This window comes from Methylocystis heyeri (assembly GCF_004802635.2).
GTDB classification, from domain to species: domain Bacteria; phylum Pseudomonadota; class Alphaproteobacteria; order Rhizobiales; family Beijerinckiaceae; genus Methylocystis; species Methylocystis heyeri.
On record NZ_CP046052.1, the window covers coordinates 4,346,087 to 4,364,627 of the forward strand.

Here is an 18,541-nt window from a genome sequence, read left to right on the forward strand (position 1 = left end):
GCCCTGATGGGGAGTTGGATGATTAAGCTCGAGACTGACGCGGGCGCGGGGAACATCGCGCGGCACTAGCGGCCTGTGACGGCCTTTGAACGCGACTTTCCGTCAATCAGGGTAAACAGGAAGTTAACCGAACGGGGATTTATGAAGCCTGTGTTCATATTTACCTTCTCGCCGGCGCTATCGCCGCAGCTTCGGCGCAGGCGACCGCCCGCGCATTCGTTTACGCACGAACGACGTTCGATAAGGACAGGGCTGGACGCTTGACGCGGGACAATATGCCGCCGTCTGGCGGGCTGGCCGAACGGGCCGGGCCGGAGCAGAGAATCGCGCGACGTCGGAGTGAACTCGAACAGCGAATCGCGACATCAAAATACAAAGCAGGCTCTAGGATTACCGACAAGACGTTTCTGCGAAAAAGCGCAGCACCGTTTCGTCGCAGCCGGGGGTCCCGGCGCGGATTCGGCGTCTTCGAATCGGGCTTGCCGGAGATGTTCCGCGATTTCCAAGGAGGCGCGGGCGGGCCGCGAACTCGCCTATTGCGTCGAAGCGCGGGCCTCTCTAGCTAGGGCAAGGCACGATACTAGATAATAGCGGCATCGGCCGTCGTGCGACAGCAGCGCCCTGCCTCGCAGCGGCGGCCGCCACGCTACTGGAGGGCGCAATGCCGATCTACAAGGCCCCGGTGGACGACGCGGTTTTTCTGTTGGACGACGTTCTTGATTTCAACGGTTACGGCCAGTTGCCGGGCTTCGGCGACCTTACCGTCGACATGCTTTCCCAGATTCTCGGCGAGGCGGCGAAGCTTTTCGAGGAAGTGACGCTGCCCTTGAACCAGATCGGCGACCGGGCAGGTTGCGTGCGTCTCGACGACGCGAGCGTGACCACTCCGCCGGGTTTCAAGGCGGCCTACAAATCCCTCGCCGACGGCGGCTGGATCGGGCTTTCGATTCCGACCGAATACGGGGGGCAGGGCCTTCCCTATACGCTGACAGTGCTCATCAACGAATTCGCGACCTCGGCCAATATGTCGCTCGCGATGTATTCCGGATTGACCCAGGGGGCGATGGCCGCCCTGCTGCGACATGGCGACGAGCGGCAGAAGCGCATATTCATCCCCAGGATGGCGTCCGGAGTCTGGGCCGGCACCATGAACCTCACCGAGCCGCAATGCGGAACCGATCTCGGGCTCCTCACCACCAGGGCTGCGCCCCGTCCCGATGGGAGCTACGCCATCACCGGGCAGAAGATCTTTATTTCTTCGGGCGAGCACGACCTCGCCGAAAACATCATTCATCTCGTGCTTGCGCGGATCGAGGGAGCGCCTGCGGGCGTGAAGGGCATTTCGCTGTTCATCGTGCCCAAGTTCAACCTGAACGGCGATGGTTCGCTGGGCTCCCGAAACAACGTGTCCTGCGGCTCGATCGAGCACAAGATGGGCATTCACGCCAATTCCACCTGCGTGATGAACTACGACGACGCGACGGGCTTTCTCGTGGGCGAAGCCAATCGCGGGCTCAACGCCATGTTCGTGATGATGAACGAGGCCCGGCTCGGCGTCGCGGTGCAGGGACTTTCAATATCGGAGATCGCCTATCAGAACGCCGCGCAATATGCGCGCGAGCGCTTGCAGGGCAGGTCCCTTTCCGGTCCCAAATATCCGGCGCAGAGCGCGGATCCCATCATCGTGCATCCCGACATCCGCAGGATGCTGCTCGAAATCCGCTCCTTCAACGAAGCTGCGCGCGGCCTCGCGCTCAGCGCCGCCCTCGACAGCGACGTGGCGCATCGATCGTCCGACCCGACAGCGCGCCAGGCGGCGGAGGATCGGCTCGGCCTGCTGACCCCTGTGCTGAAAGGCATGCTGACCGACGTCGGTTTCGAGAACGCGGTCAAGGCGATGCAGGTCTTCGGCGGCCACGGCTACATCGGCGAATGGGGCATGGAGCAATTCGTGCGCGACGCCCGCATCGCCATGATTTACGAAGGCGCCAACGGCATCCAGGCGCTCGACCTCGTGGGGCGCAAGCTGCCCAAGGACGGCGGCCGGGCCGCGATGGCCTGGTTCAAGGAAATTTCCGCCTTCATCGCCGCCAATGGCGAGAACGAGCCGTTGAAGCCGTTTGTTCAGGGACTTCAGTCCGCGCTGGGCGATCTGCAGAAGGCGACGGCGTGGCTGATGCAGAACGCTCTGGCCAAGCCCGACAATGCCGGCGCGGCCTCTTATGACTATATGCATCTCTTCGGGCGGGTCGCGCTGGGATACATGTGGGCGCGGATCGCCAAAGCCGCCCTCGCCGGGGCGCAGCGCGATCCTGCGTCCGCCAGGGCCATGGAGGCGAAGCTGATCGCCGGCAGGTTCTTCGTCGAGCGCATGCTTCCCGAAACGGCGTTTCGTCTCGCGCGCATCGTTTCGGGAGCGGACACGATGATGTCGCTGGACGCCGAAATGTTTTGATCGCGCTTTGCTTCTTCAGCGCGCCTGCGCGGCCTCAAGGCGTTCTTCGCCATAACGACGATCCACGGGGAGTTTCATGTCCGAAGCTTACATCTATGACGCAGTGCGCACGCCGCGGGGACGCGGCAAGCCGGACGGATCGCTGCACGAAGTGTCGACGCTCGGCCTCGCCGTCACGGCGCTCCAGGCGATCAAGACCCGCAACGGCCTCGAAGGACCGGAGGTCGACGACGTCATTCTGGGCTGCGTCGATCCGGTCGGGGAGGCGGGCGGCGACATCGCCCGCGCCAGCGCGATCGCGGCCGGGTTTGGGAACACCGTTCCCGGCGTGCAGATCAACCGCTTCTGCGCTTCCGGCCTCGATTCGGTGAATTTCGCGGCGGCGCAGATCATGTCGGGCCAACACGATCTCGCCATCGGCGGCGGCGTCGAGAGCATGAGCCGCATCGGCATCGGGGCGTCGGGCGGGGCCTGGCCGGTCGATCCCGCCGTCGCCATTCCGTCCTATTTCATGCCTCAGGGCGTTTCGGCCGATCTCATCGCGACCAAATACGGCTTCAGCCGCGACGACGTCGACGCCTATGCGGTCGAATCGCAGAAGCGCGCGGCGCAGGCCTGGGACGAGGGAAGATTCAAAAAATCCATCGTGCCGGTGAAGGACGTCAACGGCCTGACCATCCTCGATCGCGACGAGCACATGCGGCCCGGCACGGACATGCAGTCGCTCGCTTCCCTGAAAGCCTCCTTCGTGATGATGGGCGAGATGGGCGGCTTCGACGCCGTGGCGGTTCAGGCTCATCCCGAGATCGAAAACGTCAATCACGTGCACCACGCCGGCAATTCCTCGGGGATCGTGGACGGCGCGGCCGCGGTGCTGATCGGCTCCAGGGAAGCCGGCGAGCGAATCGGCGCCAAGCCGCGCGCGCGCATACGCGCTTTCGCCAATATCGGCTCCGAGCCGGCCATGATGCTCACCGGCCCGGTGGATGTGACGAAAAAACTGCTGGCGCGGGCGAAGATGTCGCTTTCCGACATCGACCTCTTCGAGGTCAACGAGGCCTTCGCGGCCGTTGTGCTGCGCTATCTGCAGGCCTTCGATCTCGATCCCGCCAAGATCAACGTCAATGGCGGCGCCATCGCGCTCGGCCATCCGCTCGGCGCCACCGGGGCCATGCTGGCGGGAACCGCGCTCGACGAATTGGAGCGGAGCGGCAAGCGGACCGCCCTGGTGACGCTGTGCATCGGGGCCGGCATGGGCACCGCCACGATCATCGAGCGGGTTTAGCGCCGACGCGCCCTTCGAGACGCCCGCTCCGCGGGCTCCTCAGGGCGAGGGACAGTGGGAATAAACGGGGCCCAGCTCCTCATCCTGACGAGCCCGCGGAGCGGGCGTCTTGAAGGATGAGCAAGATGCCCTCGATTCAATTCAACGGGAGAACCCCATGAATCTCCGTAATTTCAAGTTCGAAACCGGCGCCGACGACATCGCGCTGCTGGTCTGGGACATGCCGGACCGCTCCATGAACGTCATCACCGAGGAGGTGATCGATGAACTGGCGCAGGCGGTGGAAAGAGTCGCGAACGAGCCCTCGATAAAGGGCTGCGTCATCGCCTCCGGCAAAAGCTCTTTTTCCGGCGGCGCCGATCTCTCCATGCTCCAGCGCAGCTCGGCCGCCTATGAAAAGGCGAGGCAGGAGCAAGGCGAAGAGGCGGCGGCCGAAATGTTTTTCGAGGGCGCGCGCCGGCTTTCGCAGCTCTACCGCCGGCTCGAGACCTGCGGCAAGCCTTTCGCCATCGCCATCGACGGCGTCTGCCTCGGCGGCGCCTTCGAGCTGGCGCTCGCCTGTCACTACCGCGTCCTCGCCGACAACGACAAGACCAAGGTCGGCCTGCCGGAGATCAAGGTCGGTCTGTTCCCCGGCGCCGGCGGCACGCAGCGAATCGCGCGCATGCTGCATACGGGAGACGCGCTGCAGTTTCTGTTCAAGGGCGAGCAGATCAAGGCCAAGGCGGCCAAGGCCGCCGGCCTCGCCCATGAGATTGCGCCGCAGTCCGAGATCGTCGCCCGCGCCCGCGCCTGGATCGCCGCAGGCGGCAAGGGCGTCGCGCCCTGGGACCAGAAGGAATTCAAGAACCCCTCGGGCAAGGTGTTCTCTCCCGGCGGCATGATGGTCTGGATGCCGGCGAACGCCATCTATCGCCGCGAGACCATGGATAATTACCCGGCGGCCAAGGCGATCCTGCACAGTGTCTATGAGGGCCTGCAGCTGCCGATGGACCAGGCGCTGACGGTGGAGGCGCGCTGGTTCGCCCATATTCTGCGCTCGAAGGAAGCCGCGGCCATGATCCGCTCGCTGTTCCTCTCCAAGAGCGAATTGGAAAAGGGCGCGCATCGGCCGAAAGAAGTCCCGCCGACAAAATTCAAGAAAATCGGCGTGCTCGGCGCCGGTTTCATGGGCGCGGGCGTCGCCTATGTCAGCGCCGTCAACGGCCTCGAGGTCGTGCTGATCGATCGCGACCAGGAAAGCGCCGACAAGGGCAAGGCCCATTGCGACCAGCTCATATCCGGTCAGGTTTCGCGCGGCCGCGCAACGGCCGCCGACAAGGAAGCCCTGCTCGCCCGCATCGAGGCGACGCCCGATTACGGCAGGCTCAAGGGCTGCGACATGATCATCGAGGCGGTGTTCGAGGATCGCGCCGTTAAAGCGGAAGCGACCAGGCGCGCGCAGGAAGTGGTGGGGCCGGACGTGATCTTCGCCTCCAACACTTCCACGCTGCCGATCACTTCGCTGGCGCAGACCTCGCTTCGCCCGGAAAATTTCATCGGCATTCATTTCTTCTCGCCGGTGGAGAAAATGCTGCTCGTCGAAATCATCCTCGGCAAGGAGACCGGCGACGCCGCGCTCGCCGCAGCTTTCGATTATGTGCGGCTGCTCAAAAAGACGCCCATCGTCGTCAACGACACGCGCGGTTTCTTCGCCAACCGCTGTGTGTTGAACTATGTGCGCGAGGGGCACATCATGCTGCTGGAGGGCGTGCCTCCGGCCATGATCGAGAACACCGCCCGCATGGCGGGTATGCCGGTGGGGCCACTGTCTCTCAACGACGAAATCGCGCTCGATCTCGCCTGGAAGATTCTCGTCGCCGCAAAGAAAGACCTCGGCGAAGCGGCTTCCGATCCGGCGCAGGAGCGCGCGCTCGGATTCATGGTGGAAGAACAGGGGCGCTTCGGGCGCAAGAACGGCAAAGGCTTTTACGATTATCCCGCGGGCGGAAAGAAAACGCTTTGGCCGGGCCTGTCGCAACTCGCCGAACACAAGCTCGATCCCGATACGATCGACGTCGAGGAATTGAAGCATCGCTTCCTCGCCGTGCAGGCTGTGGAAGCGGCGCGCACCATCGCCGAAAATGTTGTGACCGATCCGCGCGAGGCCGATGTGGGCTCGATCCTCGGCTTCGGCTTTGCGCCCTTCACCGGCGGAACTTTGTCCTACATCGACGGCATGGGCGCGCAGGCTTTCGTCGAGCTGTGCGATAGGTTGGCGGCCAAATACGGGCCGCGGTTCTCGCCGCCGCAACTGCTGCGCGACATGGCCGCGAAGGGCCAGAGTTTTTACGGCCGCAAGGGCGAAAAGGCGGCGGCGGCGTAATCTGCGCGCGGCGCTTGGGAGTTTTCTCGAGCGCCGCAAGCTCGTATCTATTTTTGGTAAATCGGGAACGGTTCAGGTTCCTGCACGACGCGAGTTTTCGCTGCATGCGGATCACTTCGAGGAAATTCATGTTCCAGATATAGCTGCAGAGGGGTATCAGTTAATATAATGCCTTGCCGTGGCAAAAAGTACTGGATTATAGAAATCACAAGCGGCTTCGATACCGTTTTCCGAAAGCGCTTGGCAGGGAATCTGAGTAATTCTGAGGTTGTGATAATTTTACAGAGACTGGTCTGCCGGAATCTGACTCTTGCGGAGGTTGTGGCTGCCTCGATCAGAAAGCCAAATCGTACGTCGCATTTGGAATACCGTGTTGATGGTCCTCCCAGCGGTAAACGGACTATGGTCTGGCTTCCCGCTTATCCTGATTACAAAGCGAGCCGCTGGCGCGAGGAAGAGCTCGAAAATCATCCCGAGATATTGCCTGAGGAGCAAATAGAATAGGCACGAACCAAAGAGCCTCGCCAAGGGGATCACTTTAAGAAGCATGAGGCCCCGATGCCGCTTTTGATCCGAAGCCGACTCAAGGCCTGAGACAGTCGAAGTGATAAAGGCGGGGCGAGAGGGTCGGTCGGCGAAGCGGTTGAGGACGTTGTTCGTCGAACCCGGATAACCGCGTTGCAGGGATATCTGAGCGTGGCTGGCATGCCGTCCTCCTCCGCGGAAGGAACTATATCTCGGTATCGGCTGCCGCCCTCCTCCAACCCTAACCCCCGCTTAACCGCCCCTTCGCGCGCTCGGTCTCAAAATAAGAATCCCGGCCCCAAACATGAACGAAGCCGGTCCGAATCGGGAGCGCCCGATTCGGGCGGAGCCCTCCGTTAAGGAAGCCTTGCCGACCGAAAAACGGTTTTTGCGCCGGCTCCGGTTGCTTCCTCCTGACTCAAAAACGCAAGCAACGTCATGGAATTGTTATGATCTGCGTCATCTGAACGACGTATAAGCGGCACAAAAGCGTTGCGTGAGACGCCTACTGTTCCAGACATGACGTTCATGCCCAATCCCCTCTCTTCGACAGCGCGCCTCTCTTATCGTTCGGGGCTTTCGCCGCTCGGCGTACGCCTTTCGATCTGGGCCGCGAAATTCGCCGATCTCGACCTTCGCGCCGTGAGAACGATCAGCGCGTCGGCCGCCGCCCGTCCGCTCGCGAAAAACTTCGCCATCGCAGTGAGCAAGCTCGGCAACGGCTGGATCTACCCGCTTCTCGCGGCGTTGATCTTCGCCCAGTGGGAGTGGCAGGACGCCCGGCGCATCATCGCCCTGGCGGCGCTCAACGCTGCGCTGATGCATATCATTTATCCGCTGGTCAAAAAGCGCTTCAAACGGCTGCGGCCTTTCAAGGTCGATCCGCGCCTGCCTTCGCTGCTGCCTACGCTCGACGAACATTCCTTTCCGAGCGGCCACGCCATGACCCTGACCGGGGTGCTTGCGCCCATCGTTCTGCTCTGGCCCGCCATGCTGTTCTCGGCCGTGGTCATGGCCTGCTGCATGGCCTGGTCGCGGATCGCCACCGGCCATCATTATCCGAGCGACGTCGCCGCCGGCGTCCTGTTCGGCGTGTGCCTCGGCGTCCCGCTCTCCAATACCCTGATCGCCTATTTCTGAAGCTTTGGAATAGTTCTCAGCCGTCGGCGCGATTTGCGCCGAAAGGGGCAGGGGAAACCGCCCCGCATCGGCCCTTTCCAGCCACAGCCGCGCCATCGGGCGTTTGTCCGCGCGGCCGAAGACGGCCCCTGACAAGAGCCGTTACACTCCCTATATAGAGATGCTTGGACTAGGCGCATTCGCGCGCGAGCCTTTGCGGCTTTGGGCGGGAAGCGCTTTGATTTGCTGATTCGGCGCGAACGCGCTCGCTCGCGATGATCCCCATTGCGTCCTTCGGGATGGGGGCGCGAGGCACGCTTCGTGCCTGTCCTGCCTCGGCAGGCCCGCGGAGCGGGCGGAAAGCGCCAAAGCATTTGTCTCGGCCGGCGGCCGAAGAAAGGCGACCATGTCGAATTCCTCGACGGCGAATACAGCTTTGACTCCAGGGGCGGCGGCTTCGGCCCATGGGGCGTCCGCCGTGGCCCATGCAAAGCTCGACAACGGCATGGATGTCGTGGTGATCCCCGACCATCGCACCCCGGTCGTCACGCATATGGTGTGGTACAAGAACGGCTCGGCCGACGATCCGGTGGGCAAATCCGGCATTGCGCATTTCCTCGAGCATCTGATGTTCAAGGGAACCAAGCAGCATCCGCAGGGCGCCTTCTCCAATCTCGTCGCCGAACTCGGCGGCCAGGAGAACGCTTTCACCAGCTATGATTATACCGCCTATTTCCAGCGGATCGGCAAGGAGCACCTCGCCACGCTGATGGGTTTCGAGGCGGACCGCATGACCAATCTGGTCCTCACCGACGAGGTGGTGGGCCCGGAGCGCGAGGTCGTGCTGGAGGAGCGCCATATGAGGGTCGACAACGATCCCAGCGCCGAGCTCGACGAAACCGTGCAGTCGACCCTGTTCGGCCATCATCCCTATGGCACGCCGATCATCGGCTGGCGCCATGAGATCGAGAGCCTGTCGCGGGAAGACGCGCTGAACTATTACAACCGCTTCTACACGCCGGAAAACGCCATTCTGGTCGTCGCCGGCGACGTCGACGCCGAGACCGTCGAACGGCTTGCCAGGGAGACCTATGGCAGGATTCCGGCGCGCGCCGAAGCCCCCTTGCGCGCCCGTCCGCAGGAGCCTCCGGCGAGGGCGGAGCGGCGGGTCATGCTGGCCGACGAAAAAGTCGAGCAGCCGGGCCATGAGCGGGTTTTCGTCGTGCCTTCCTACAGCACGGCCGCGCCCGGCGAGGCCGAAGCGCTCGATCTTCTCGCCCATATCCTCGGCGGCGGCCCCGCCAGCGTGCTTTACGAGGCTCTGGTTCGCGAGGAGAAGCTCGCCGTATCCGCCGGCGCCTATTATATGGGAACGGCGCTGGACGACACGCGGCTCTATATTTTCGTGACCCCCGCCGAAGGCGTTACGCTGGAGGATCTGGACGCCGCGCTGGATCGCGCGCTGGAGCGCTTCGTGTCCTCGGAGCTGAAGGCGGAAGACCTGCAGCGCGCCAAGACCCGCATGATCGCCGACGCGGTATACGCCCAGGACAGCCAGGTGTCGCTCGCGCGCTGGTATGGCGAAGCTCTCGCCACTGGCCTCGGAGTCGGCGACGTGGCGAGCTGGACCGACCGGATCGACGCCGTGACCGCCGATGCGATCGTCGCCGCGGCGCAAAAATGGCTCGACAAGAAACGCTCCGTCACCGGCTTTCTTCTGCCCAAAGAGACCGCCGCAGCCTGATCCCGGAGAAGTTGCGGCTTTGGCTGAACTGCAACTTCTCCGAATTCCCTGATTGACGGGTTTTCTTTTCGCGAAGCGCTATCCACTTCGCTCGAAAACCCTCCAGCAACGCGGCCGACGGCCGACCGGAACATTCCGATGAATGCTTACAACACGCTCGAATCCCCCAAATCCAGGGCCGAAAACGTTCAACGCGTCGTCACGCCTTCGGGCGTCGAGGCCTGGCTGGTGGAAAGCTACGCCGTGCCTCTGGTGGCGCTGGAGTTTTCGGTGCGCGGCGGCGGCGCCCAGGACCCGGCCGGCAAAGACGGATTGGCGACCATGCTCGCCGGCCTGCTCGACGAGGGCGCCGGTCCCCATGATTCGCGCGCCTTCCATCGGGCCGTCGAGGACCTTGCAGTGCATATCGGCTTCGGAGCCGACCGCGATGCGATCTCGGGCCATTTCCAGACCCTGACCCGCAACGCCGACAAGGCCTTCGAACTGCTGAAGCTCGCCGTGAACGAACCGCGTTTCGACCAGGAGTCGGTCGACCGCGTGCGTAGCCAGCTTTCCGCCGGCATCAGGCGCGACGCCAACGACCCCGACTCCATGGTGGCCAAGGCGTTCCGCGAGGCGGCCTTTCCGGGCCATCCCTACAGCCGCGCCACCCGCGGGGAAATCGAAACGCTGGAAAGAGTGGCGCGCGACGACCTCGAGGCCATGCGGGCCCGGGTTTTCGCAAAGAAAAACCTCAAGATAGCCGTCGTCGGCGCGATCGACGCCGCGACGCTGGCGGCGCGGCTCGACGCTATTTTCGGCGGTTGGCGCGAAAGCCCCGATCTCATCGCGATACCCGACATCGTGGCCCAGAACGTCGGCGAGCGCCGCATCATCGATCTCGACGTGCCGCAAACCACGATGCGCTTCGGACGGCCCGGAATGGCCAAGGCCGACCCCGATTATTTCGCGGCCGTGGTCGCCAATCACATTCTCGGCGGCGGCGTCTTCACCGCGCGCCTGTTCAACGAGGTGCGCGAGAAGCGCGGTCTCGCCTATTCGGTGTTTTCGCAGCTCCACGAGTTCGATCATTGTCCCACGCTGCTCGGCGGCGCCGGCACCAAGAACGACAGGGCCAAGGAAACGCTCGAGGTGATCGAGGAGCAGTGCCGCCTGCTGGCGAGCGAAGGCCCGACCGAGGACGAACTCGACAAGGCCAGGAAATATCTGACCGGCAGCTACGCCTTGCGTTTCGACACTTCGACCAAGATCGCGAGTCAGCTCGTCAGCCTTCAGCTCGACGGGCGCGAGCCGAGCTTCCTCGACGAGCGCAACCGGCGAATCGAGGCGGTGACGCTGGACGACGCCCGCCGCGCCGCCCGTCGCCTGCTCGGCGACGGCAAGCTGCTGGTGGCGATGGCCGGCCGGCCGGTGGGGATCGCTTAATTCTCCAGCCGCCCGCTTGTTGGGAACTTGGCGGGCGGACTATTTCACCACTGGAAGATTTCGCGCCGAGGGAAAATTCACGACCTCGCGGCCTCGCGTGAGGGCCAGGCGCCGCTCCTCTATCGCCCGCCGGGCCTGATCGAGCGCGAGCGTGATCAGATGCAGGCCCGGCGCCTCCACGCCCCGCAGCCTGCGGTCTCCGAGCGTATTGGTCAGCACCTCGTCGACCTGCCGCTCGAGATCGTCGAGTTCCGTCGGAGTCGCCGCCGCCCGCGCAGTCTGCAGCACTTCCAGGAGTTTTTCCGTCAGTTGCTCGCTGCGCTCGTGCGCATGCGTGTTGAAGCGGCTCGCCAGCGCCGCAGCTCCCGAGCCGATCAGCGAAAGCAGCATCGCCCCGATATAGAACAGATCGCTGTAACGCTCGAAAAAGCCGCGCTCGTTGCCGTCGAGATAGTCGGCCGCGCCCTGATGCACGGGAATGGCGCTGCCCTTGTCGGTCGAGGGGGCCTCGATCGAATTTGCGAGCGGCGCCGTCAATGCGATGGCGCCGCGATGGGAGAAAAACAGGCGGGTGACTTCGGCCGCCAGCGAATCATGCAGCGAGCCGCGCGCCACCAGAAGGGCGCTCACGCTGAGACTGTCTATGGCAGCCTGCGGGCGGGGCGGGTCGCCGCCGAAGGCGCCCTGTATGATCTCATAGGGCTCCAGGGCGGGAAAACGCTTGGCGATGGCCTTGGCCTCGGAAATCGGGATGAAGACCGGCGGCTTGCGCGACACCGAGGCGATGGCGCCCAGGATTTCGTTGACGAGGCCGTTCTGGGGCGCGATCGCCGCGAATATGGCGTCGACCCGGCCTGTCTCCACCGCCGCCCGCACCTCGCCGGGCGACAGCGAAACCATTGTGACCGCCTTCGGCGATATCTCATATTGTGAGAGGATGGCGTCGAGCAGGCGCGCATTCGGGTCCATGGAGCGGACCTCATGGACGACGCCGATGCGCTTTCCGCGCAAATCGCCCACATGGCGCAGTTTCGTGCCGCCGGGCGCGATCAGCAGAATGGCGTTGCGGTGGAGTATGGCCAGAGTCTGGGCGCTCGAGGTGAGCGCGATGTCGCTGCGCATGACCGCGAGATCGGCCGCGCCCGATTCCAGCGCCGTCGCCGCCGAGGCCGAGTCCTCGACGGGCACGATGCGCAGGCGGATCTGCTCATGCTGATGATTGAAGACATGCTCGGCGGAGGCCATCAGATGGACGTCCTCGACCATCGAAGGCACGGCGACGTGAAGGACCTCCGGCCGGTTGAGGAGATAGAGGGCGGCAGCCGCGCCTCCCAGCGCGACCATCGCCACCGCCACCACCGCCAGAACGGTCTTTCCCATCGCGCCGACCCGAACTCCCTCGCCCTCGACTAATATTGGGCGGGAATCGCGGCGGACTAATGGCCAGACCCGGAGGCGCTACTTTTTGCCGCCCCTGGCGGCGCGCTTGGCCAGCGTGCGCAGGCGCAGCGCGTTCAGCTTGATGAAGCCTTCGGCGTCGCGGTGGTCGTAGGCGACGGCGCCTTCCTCGAAAGTGACCAGCTCCTGATCATACAGGGAGTAGGGGCTTTCGCGGCCGACCAGCGTGGCGCTGCCCTTGTAGAGCTTCAGCCGCACCCGGCCAGTGACGAATTCCTGGCTCTTGTCTATGGCGGCCTGGAGCATCTCGCGCTCCGGCGCGAACCAGAAGCCGTTGTAGATCAGCTCGGCGTAGCGCGGCATCAGCTCGTCCTTGAGATGGGCGGCGCCGCGGTCGAGAGTCAGGCTCTCGATGCCCCGATGGGCGACCAGGAGGATCGCGCCGCCGGGGGTCTCGTACATGCCGCGCGACTTCATGCCGACGAAGCGGTTTTCCACGAGATCGAGCCGGCCGATTCCGTGCAGCCGCCCGAGTTCGTTCAGCCTGGTCAGCAAAGCGGCCGGGGAGAGCTTCTCGTCGTCGATGGCCACCGCGTCGCCGCGCTCGAAATCGATCGTGACATATTGCGGGGTATCGGGCGCCTTCTCGGGGTCGTTGGTGCGGGAATAAACGTAATCCGGGACCTCCTGGGCCGGGTCCTCCAGCACCTTGCCTTCCGAGGAGACGTGAAGAAGGTTGGCGTCGGTGGAGAAGGGCGCTTCGCCGCGCTTGTCCTTCTGGATCGGGATCTGATTCTTCTCGGCGAATTCGATCAGGGCGGTGCGGGAGGTCAGATCCCACTCGCGCCAGGGAGCGATCACGGCGATGTCGGGCTCCAGCGCGTAATAGCCGAGTTCGAAGCGCACCTGATCGTTGCCCTTGCCGGTGGCGCCGTGGCAGACGGCGTCCGCGCCGGTCTTGCGGGCGATCTCGATCTGCTTCTTGGCGATCAGGGGGCGCGCGATCGAGGTGCCGAGCAGATACAGCCCTTCATATTGGGCGTTGGCGCGGAACATCGGAAAGACGTAATCGCGCACGAACTCTTCGCGCAGATCCTCGATGAAGATGTTTTCCGGCTTGACGCCCAGAAGCTCCGCTTTTGCGCGCGCCGGCCCGAGCTCCTCGCCCTGGCCGAGATCTGCGGTGAAGGTTATCACTTCCGCGCCATAGGTCGTCTGCAGCCACTTCAGAATGATCGAGGTGTCGAGTCCTCCCGAATAGGCGAGGACGACGCGATTGATTTCTTTTTTCCTGGAGGTCATTTCGGGCTCTGTCTCGAAGCGGCGTCGAAAGCTGCGCGACTATAGCGACAAGGCGCGCTTGCGCAAGCCGCTGCGCCGGGGGAAAAGTCGCCGGGCCTTCTACTCGCGGCCGCCGAGCTTCGCCGACGGTCCGGCCCGCCCCTTTCTGCGCAGCCGCAGCATGTCGCGCTCGCCGCGGAGGACGAAGGCCGGATGGCGAAAACACGCAATTCCGGGGCGTTGCACGCCTTGACTTCGCTGTAGCGCAACAATATGTTGCGCCCCGGCTCGGAGAGGCCCTCGCACGAGGGTTCGGCCAAGTCTGTCGTTTTCCCGCTTCACGCCCTATAAATCCGCTCGTCAGACGGAGCTCCGCACCAAATGCGGGCAGGGATTTTACCGATGAGCGAGCGCAAGCAAAACGAAGACGAGGCGGCTCTGAGAGCGCGACTCGAAAGGCTCGACAGGGCGCTTCGAGCCCGCGACGAGCGCGAAGCCGCAGAAAAAGACGCGGAATCCCCGCGCGGCGCAGGCTTCGGGCGCGCGATCAGCGCCGGGCTCAATGTTTTCGCCGAATTTGTTTCGGCGGTGGTCGTCGGCGCCTTGATCGGCTGGCAGGGCGACGCGTGGTTGGGAACGAGGCCGTGGCTTCTGGTCCTCTTTCTGGGGCTGGGGACGGCGGCCGGGTTCTGGAACATCTATCGCATGGCGGCCCGCAAAGGGTCGTCGCGGGAAGAGAACTCATGAACAGGCGCCGGCGCGTTCCGGGGCCTTAGCGATGCGAAGGGCCGGGTGGCGATGAATCCTGAGACTGCGGCGAAGCCAAATCCGATTGAGCAGTTCGAGCTTCTGCGTTACTGGAAGCATGACGTCTACGGCGTCGACGTCTCTTTCACCAACGCCTCGGCCTATATGCTGGCCGCCGCTTTCGGCGTCGTGCTGCTGATGATATTCGCCACCGGCAAAAAGTCGCTGGTGCCGGGGCGCGGTCAGGCCGCCGCCGAGTCGCTTTACGAATTCGTCGCCAATATGGTGCGCCAGGTGGCCGGCGAAGAGGGCATGAAATTTTTCCCCTTCGTCTTCAGTCTGTTCGCCTTCATCCTGATCTCCAATCTGATCGGCCTGGTGCCCTATACCTTCTCGGTCACCAGCCAGATCATTGTGACCTTCTCGCTCGCGCTCCTGGTGCTCGCGATCGTCGTCGCCTATGGCTTTTGGCGCAACGGGCTGGGTTTCCTCAAGCTGTTCGTGCCCCACGGCGTTCCGGCCCCCGTTCTGGTCGTGCTGGTTCCGATCGAAATCATCTCCTTCCTCTCGCGGCCGATCTCGCTCTCTGTTCGTCTCTTCGCGAACATTCTCGCAGGGCACATCACGCTCGCGGTGTTCGGCGGCTTCGTCGCGATGCTGCTGGGCGCCGGAGCCTGGGCCGCGCTTTCGCCGGTTCCGCTAATCGCGATCACCGCGCTCTACGCTCTCGAACTGCTGGTCGCCTGCCTGCAGGCGTTCGTCTTTTCGGTTCTCACTTGCGTCTACCTCAACGACGCAATTCACCCGGGCCACTGATAAACACCCAACAATAAATAGTCGCCCACATTCCTGCCAGGAGATGACAATGGCTACTGAACTTCAACTCGTCGGCGCGGGTCTCGCCGCCATCGGCACCGGCGCAGCCGCTATCGGCGTCGGCATCATTTTCGGTAACTTCGTCAATGGCGCGCTCCGCAATCCGTCGGCCGCCGCGAGCCAGTTCACCAACGCCATCATCGGCGCGGCTCTCGCCGAAGGTCTCGGCATCTTCGCGTTCCTCATCGCGATCCTGCTCTATCTCAAGTGAGTTTTCATCCGGCCCGGTTCTCGCCGGGCCGGAGCTCTTGATCACGCGCAACGAGGCGCGCTCACGCGCGAGCAGCGCCCGCATAAGTTATCGGAGCCGTCATGGCGATCATCTCTTCCGCCGTCGCAGCCGAAGAAGCGACTCACGAAAACCACGCCGTCGCCGGCGATGAAGAGCACGCGGGCGCAGCCGGAACGCTGGCCCATGGCGGGGCTCACGAAGGCGGCGCCTTTCCACCCTTCGAGACCGCGAATTTCGAGCACCAGCTTGTTTGGCTCGTGCTGGTTTTCGGTCTGCTTTACGTGCTGATGTCGCGCATCGCGCTGCCGCGTATCGCCGGCATTCTCGCCCATCGCGAGAACACGATCGGCTCCAACCTCGACGCCGCGCGCGAATTGCAGGCGAAAGCCCATGCCGCCGACGCCCAGAACAACGCGACGCTGCGCGCCAAAAAGGAAGAAGCCCAGGCTATCGGCCGGGAAGGCCAGGAAAAAATCGGCGCTGAAGTCGGCGCGCTGCGGGCGAACGCGGAAAAGAAATTCGCCGAGGAGCTCGCCGCCGCAGAATCGCGCATCGCCGCCGAAAAGGCGGAGGCGCTGAGCCATGTCGAGAGCCTGGCCAAGGACGCGGCCGCGGCCATCATCGCCAAGCTGACCGGCGCGCATGTGGACGCCAATGTCATAGCGGCGGCCTATCGCGATCTGCCCAAGGGCCATTGAGGAGAAGAGGATTATGTTGGACGCCGAACTCTTCGTCTTGGCCGGCTTTGGCCTCTTTCTCGCGGTTCTGTTCAAGGTCGGCGCCCCGGGCAAGCTGATCGGCGCGCTGGACGCGCGCAGCAACCGGATCAGCAACGAACTCGCTGAAGCCGAAAAGCTTCGCTCCGAAGCCGAGGCCCTGCTGGCTTCCTTCGAGAAGAAGCGCGCCGAAGCCGAAGCCGAGGCGGCCGCCATCGTCGCCAGCGCCCGGGCGGAAGCGGATATGATGGCTGCTGAATCCCGCAAGCGTCTCGAAGAATTCGTCGCTCGCGGCGAAAAGCAGATCAGGGACAAGATCGCCCAGGCGGAAGCCTCCGCCATCGCCGAGGTGCGCTCCGCTGCAGCCGACACCGCCAGCCGGGTCGCCGAGGCTGTGCTGCGCGGCGGCGTGAACGGCGGCAAGGATTTCGTCGCCGACGGCATTCGCGAATTGCGTTCCCTTACGGCGCACTGAGGGGGTGTTCCGCCCTGGAACCCTTGGGTTCCGGAGGCGAGACATTGTTCTGCCCAGCGGAGTTGGAAGACATTCCGCTCCAGAAATCCCAAATAGAAAAGGCGCCCGCGGCCCATAAAGCCGGCGGGCGCTTTTCGTCTTTGAGGGACCGTTCGAAGGGCACGAGTCGTCGGTCGATAAGACCACGCGCCAGATCAAATGGTTGGAGCGCGTTCCTATCGGAACATCCCCGCCTTTGCGGAGCGCGTTCCGATATTATGTGTTCGAGCCAATTCGACGACGGTCGCCTGCAGGAAAAAACCGCCCGTCTAGAAAGGATTCCCGCAGGGCGCCGATCCGCCGCGCCTAAACAGCGCTTCTCACCCCCTCGGGCATTTCCCGGCACGGCCGCCCGGCGCATGAACGCCGACCGACGACCCGCCGGGCTAAGAGACTATTCGCTCTTGCGGCGTTTTTTTCCTGGCGAGGCCTGCGCGCCGCCCTCGGGCGCAAAACCGATTATGATCTCGTAATCGTCATTGGGGTTGGCGCTGACCAGAGGCGCCGTGAGATCGTCGACAAGGATCGAATATTCGCCCCTCGCACTCCCCGCGCCCACGGCGGCGCCGACCTTCAGCGTCTTGGAACTGAACAGCTGCTCGTCCTTCTTGCGCCGGAGAGCGATGCGCAGATTGCCGTAATAAGCGCCCGCTTGACCGGCCGGCCCGAGCATCACCGAGCCGTTTACGCCGAGCTTCACAGAGAATTGATCCCCGGCCCGGGCGCATTCGCGCGCCGTGCGCCCAAGCGCAATTTCATATCGCAGGCTGGAGGCTTCGGCTCCCGCCGGCGACCGTAAATCGGCGGCGCCTCCATCGACGATCACTTCGGGACATCCCTGAAGCGCGTTGTCCTTGGAGCCCGCCTCCTTCGGCTCGCCGCCGCCCTCTTCGTGCGGCCCGAGTTTCTGAAGCATCTGAACAACGAAGGGCGGCTTAGCGGCGTCGTCCGATTCGGCCAAGGCTGCGTTCGCGGAGGAACAGAGGAGCAGAAGCCCGGCGAGGCAGCGCTGGGCGATAGGGCGATCGTTGAAAACGCGCCATTTTGTCTTCAACTCAACATTGTCGGTTTTGTCGATCATGGCAGCTTTGCATAGCCCTCTTTGAAGCCGTTGAGCGAAAGAGGCAGGCCAATGCCCTCGTCGGGCGTCTGATGAATGACGAAGGTTGCGATCTTGCCGCTTTTCAGCTGATCGATCAGCTTGTCTTCCATGATGACTTCGGCCACGCAGCCGGTGGGCAGGCATTTGACGAAGCCTGCGCTGCCGATTTTGGCCTCGTCGATATTGAGCCCGAGACCGCTGGGCAGGAGAACTCCCAAAGGGGCGATGACCCGGAGCAATCGGGATTTGCCGTCGCTGGTCTTCAACACGATGACCACCAGATTGACGTTGGCTTTGTCCTCGGCGGTGACGCTCTGGATCAGCGCGCATTGATCGGCGGTCGCCCCGGCGGGCTTTTCGCACCGAATCTCCCAGTCGCCGTATTTCGCTTTGGCTACGCCTTGGGCGTATGTCGGACAGGGGCCGACGAGAGCGCCGAAGAACAGCGCCGCCACGCCCGATGACATTTTTGTAAACAGGCCAGCGCCCGCGACCAGTTGTCGCGACCAGGCGTTTGAAATTTCGGCGCTCAATGGCGTCATGAGGTCTCCAGCGGTGTTGCAGTCGGCATCGGTCCCCACAGCCCTGCAGCGACAAAATGCGTAGCAAAAGGACTAAGGCTGTCAAGGCGGATTTTTGGCGGGAAATCCGGCGACCCGAGCCTTCCGGGTGCGGCGTTTTGCCTGTATGGTCGCCGCGGCGCAGCAATTGCGCGCGGCGATTGTTTGTGATTGATACGGGCGGATCGTCGAACGGT

The 18,541-nt window shown here is 63.6% G+C and carries 15 protein-coding genes; 11 read left to right on the forward strand and 4 right to left on the reverse strand.

Annotation, left to right across the window (positions count from 1 at the left end; genetic code table 11):
• Positions 1-661: 661 nt before the first annotated feature.
• From H2LOC_RS19560 to H2LOC_RS19585, 6 genes are all read left to right on the forward strand, one after another.
• A complete protein-coding gene (locus H2LOC_RS19560) occupies positions 662-2,455 on the forward strand; it encodes an acyl-CoA dehydrogenase C-terminal domain-containing protein (protein WP_136494347.1) in 1,794 nt (597 codons plus the stop codon).
• A 76-nt stretch (positions 2,456-2,531) separates the two neighbouring features.
• The gene (locus H2LOC_RS19565; protein WP_136494348.1) at positions 2,532-3,740 is read left to right on the forward strand and encodes an acetyl-CoA C-acetyltransferase; all 1,209 of its coding nucleotides are present in this window, start codon (positions 2,532-2,534) and stop codon (positions 3,738-3,740) included.
• Between the two features lie 157 nt (positions 3,741-3,897).
• Entirely contained in the window at positions 3,898-6,105 is a 2,208-nt protein-coding gene (locus H2LOC_RS19570; RefSeq protein ID WP_136494349.1) for a 3-hydroxyacyl-CoA dehydrogenase NAD-binding domain-containing protein, read from the forward strand.
• 1,053 nt (positions 6,106-7,158) lie between these two features.
• Positions 7,159-7,770: a phosphatase PAP2 family protein gene (locus tag H2LOC_RS19575; protein WP_136494350.1), complete on the forward strand. Its 612-nt coding sequence runs from the start codon at positions 7,159-7,161 to the stop codon at positions 7,768-7,770.
• A 385-nt stretch (positions 7,771-8,155) separates the two neighbouring features.
• Positions 8,156-9,493 carry a M16 family metallopeptidase gene (locus tag H2LOC_RS19580; protein ID WP_136494351.1) on the forward strand — a complete coding sequence of 446 codons (1,338 nt, stop codon included), beginning with the start codon at positions 8,156-8,158 and terminating at the stop codon, positions 9,491-9,493.
• A gap of 138 nt (positions 9,494-9,631) precedes the next feature.
• Complete coding sequence (locus H2LOC_RS19585; protein WP_136494352.1) at positions 9,632-10,918, forward strand: M16 family metallopeptidase; 1,287 nt, start codon at positions 9,632-9,634, stop codon at positions 10,916-10,918.
• Between the two features lie 39 nt (positions 10,919-10,957).
• Here the strand turns inward: H2LOC_RS19585 and H2LOC_RS19590 are convergent, their stop codons facing one another.
• Together H2LOC_RS19590 and H2LOC_RS19595 are read right to left on the reverse strand one after the other, a co-directional pair.
• Positions 10,958-12,298: a TAXI family TRAP transporter solute-binding subunit gene (locus H2LOC_RS19590; protein WP_136494353.1), complete on the reverse strand. Its 1,341-nt coding sequence runs from the start codon at positions 12,296-12,298 to the stop codon at positions 10,958-10,960.
• A gap of 78 nt (positions 12,299-12,376) precedes the next feature.
• A complete protein-coding gene (locus tag H2LOC_RS19595) occupies positions 12,377-13,618 on the reverse strand; it encodes an argininosuccinate synthase (protein ID WP_136494354.1) in 1,242 nt (413 codons plus the stop codon).
• Between the two features lie 381 nt (positions 13,619-13,999).
• Between H2LOC_RS19595 and H2LOC_RS19600 the strand changes: the two genes are divergently transcribed.
• The 5 genes from H2LOC_RS19600 (at position 14,000) to H2LOC_RS19620 (ending at position 16,643) form a co-directional block, all read left to right on the forward strand.
• Complete coding sequence (locus tag H2LOC_RS19600) at positions 14,000-14,344, forward strand: AtpZ/AtpI family protein (RefSeq protein ID WP_136494355.1); 345 nt, start codon at positions 14,000-14,002, stop codon at positions 14,342-14,344.
• A 51-nt stretch (positions 14,345-14,395) separates the two neighbouring features.
• Complete coding sequence (locus H2LOC_RS19605) at positions 14,396-15,160, forward strand: F0F1 ATP synthase subunit A (RefSeq protein ID WP_136494356.1); 765 nt, start codon at positions 14,396-14,398, stop codon at positions 15,158-15,160.
• A gap of 49 nt (positions 15,161-15,209) precedes the next feature.
• The gene (locus tag H2LOC_RS19610) at positions 15,210-15,431 is read left to right on the forward strand and encodes a F0F1 ATP synthase subunit C (RefSeq protein WP_136494357.1); all 222 of its coding nucleotides are present in this window, start codon (positions 15,210-15,212) and stop codon (positions 15,429-15,431) included.
• A 101-nt stretch (positions 15,432-15,532) separates the two neighbouring features.
• On the forward strand, positions 15,533-16,150 hold the full coding sequence (locus tag H2LOC_RS19615) for a F0F1 ATP synthase subunit B family protein (RefSeq protein ID WP_136494358.1): 618 nt from the start codon (positions 15,533-15,535) through the stop codon (positions 16,148-16,150).
• A 10-nt stretch (positions 16,151-16,160) separates the two neighbouring features.
• A complete protein-coding gene (locus tag H2LOC_RS19620) occupies positions 16,161-16,643 on the forward strand; it encodes a F0F1 ATP synthase subunit B family protein (RefSeq protein ID WP_136494359.1) in 483 nt (160 codons plus the stop codon).
• A 433-nt stretch (positions 16,644-17,076) separates the two neighbouring features.
• Here H2LOC_RS19620 and H2LOC_RS19625 read toward each other — a convergent pair whose 3' ends face one another.
• Both H2LOC_RS19625 and H2LOC_RS19630 read right to left on the reverse strand, forming a co-directional pair.
• On the reverse strand, positions 17,077-17,763 hold the full coding sequence (locus H2LOC_RS19625; RefSeq protein ID WP_136494360.1) for a hypothetical protein: 687 nt from the start codon (positions 17,761-17,763) through the stop codon (positions 17,077-17,079).
• Complete coding sequence (locus H2LOC_RS19630) at positions 17,760-18,251, reverse strand: invasion associated locus B family protein (RefSeq protein WP_136496908.1); 492 nt, start codon at positions 18,249-18,251, stop codon at positions 17,760-17,762. The genes H2LOC_RS19625 and H2LOC_RS19630 overlap by 4 nt, the downstream gene beginning before the upstream one ends.
• Between the last annotated feature and the right edge of the window lie 290 nt (positions 18,252-18,541).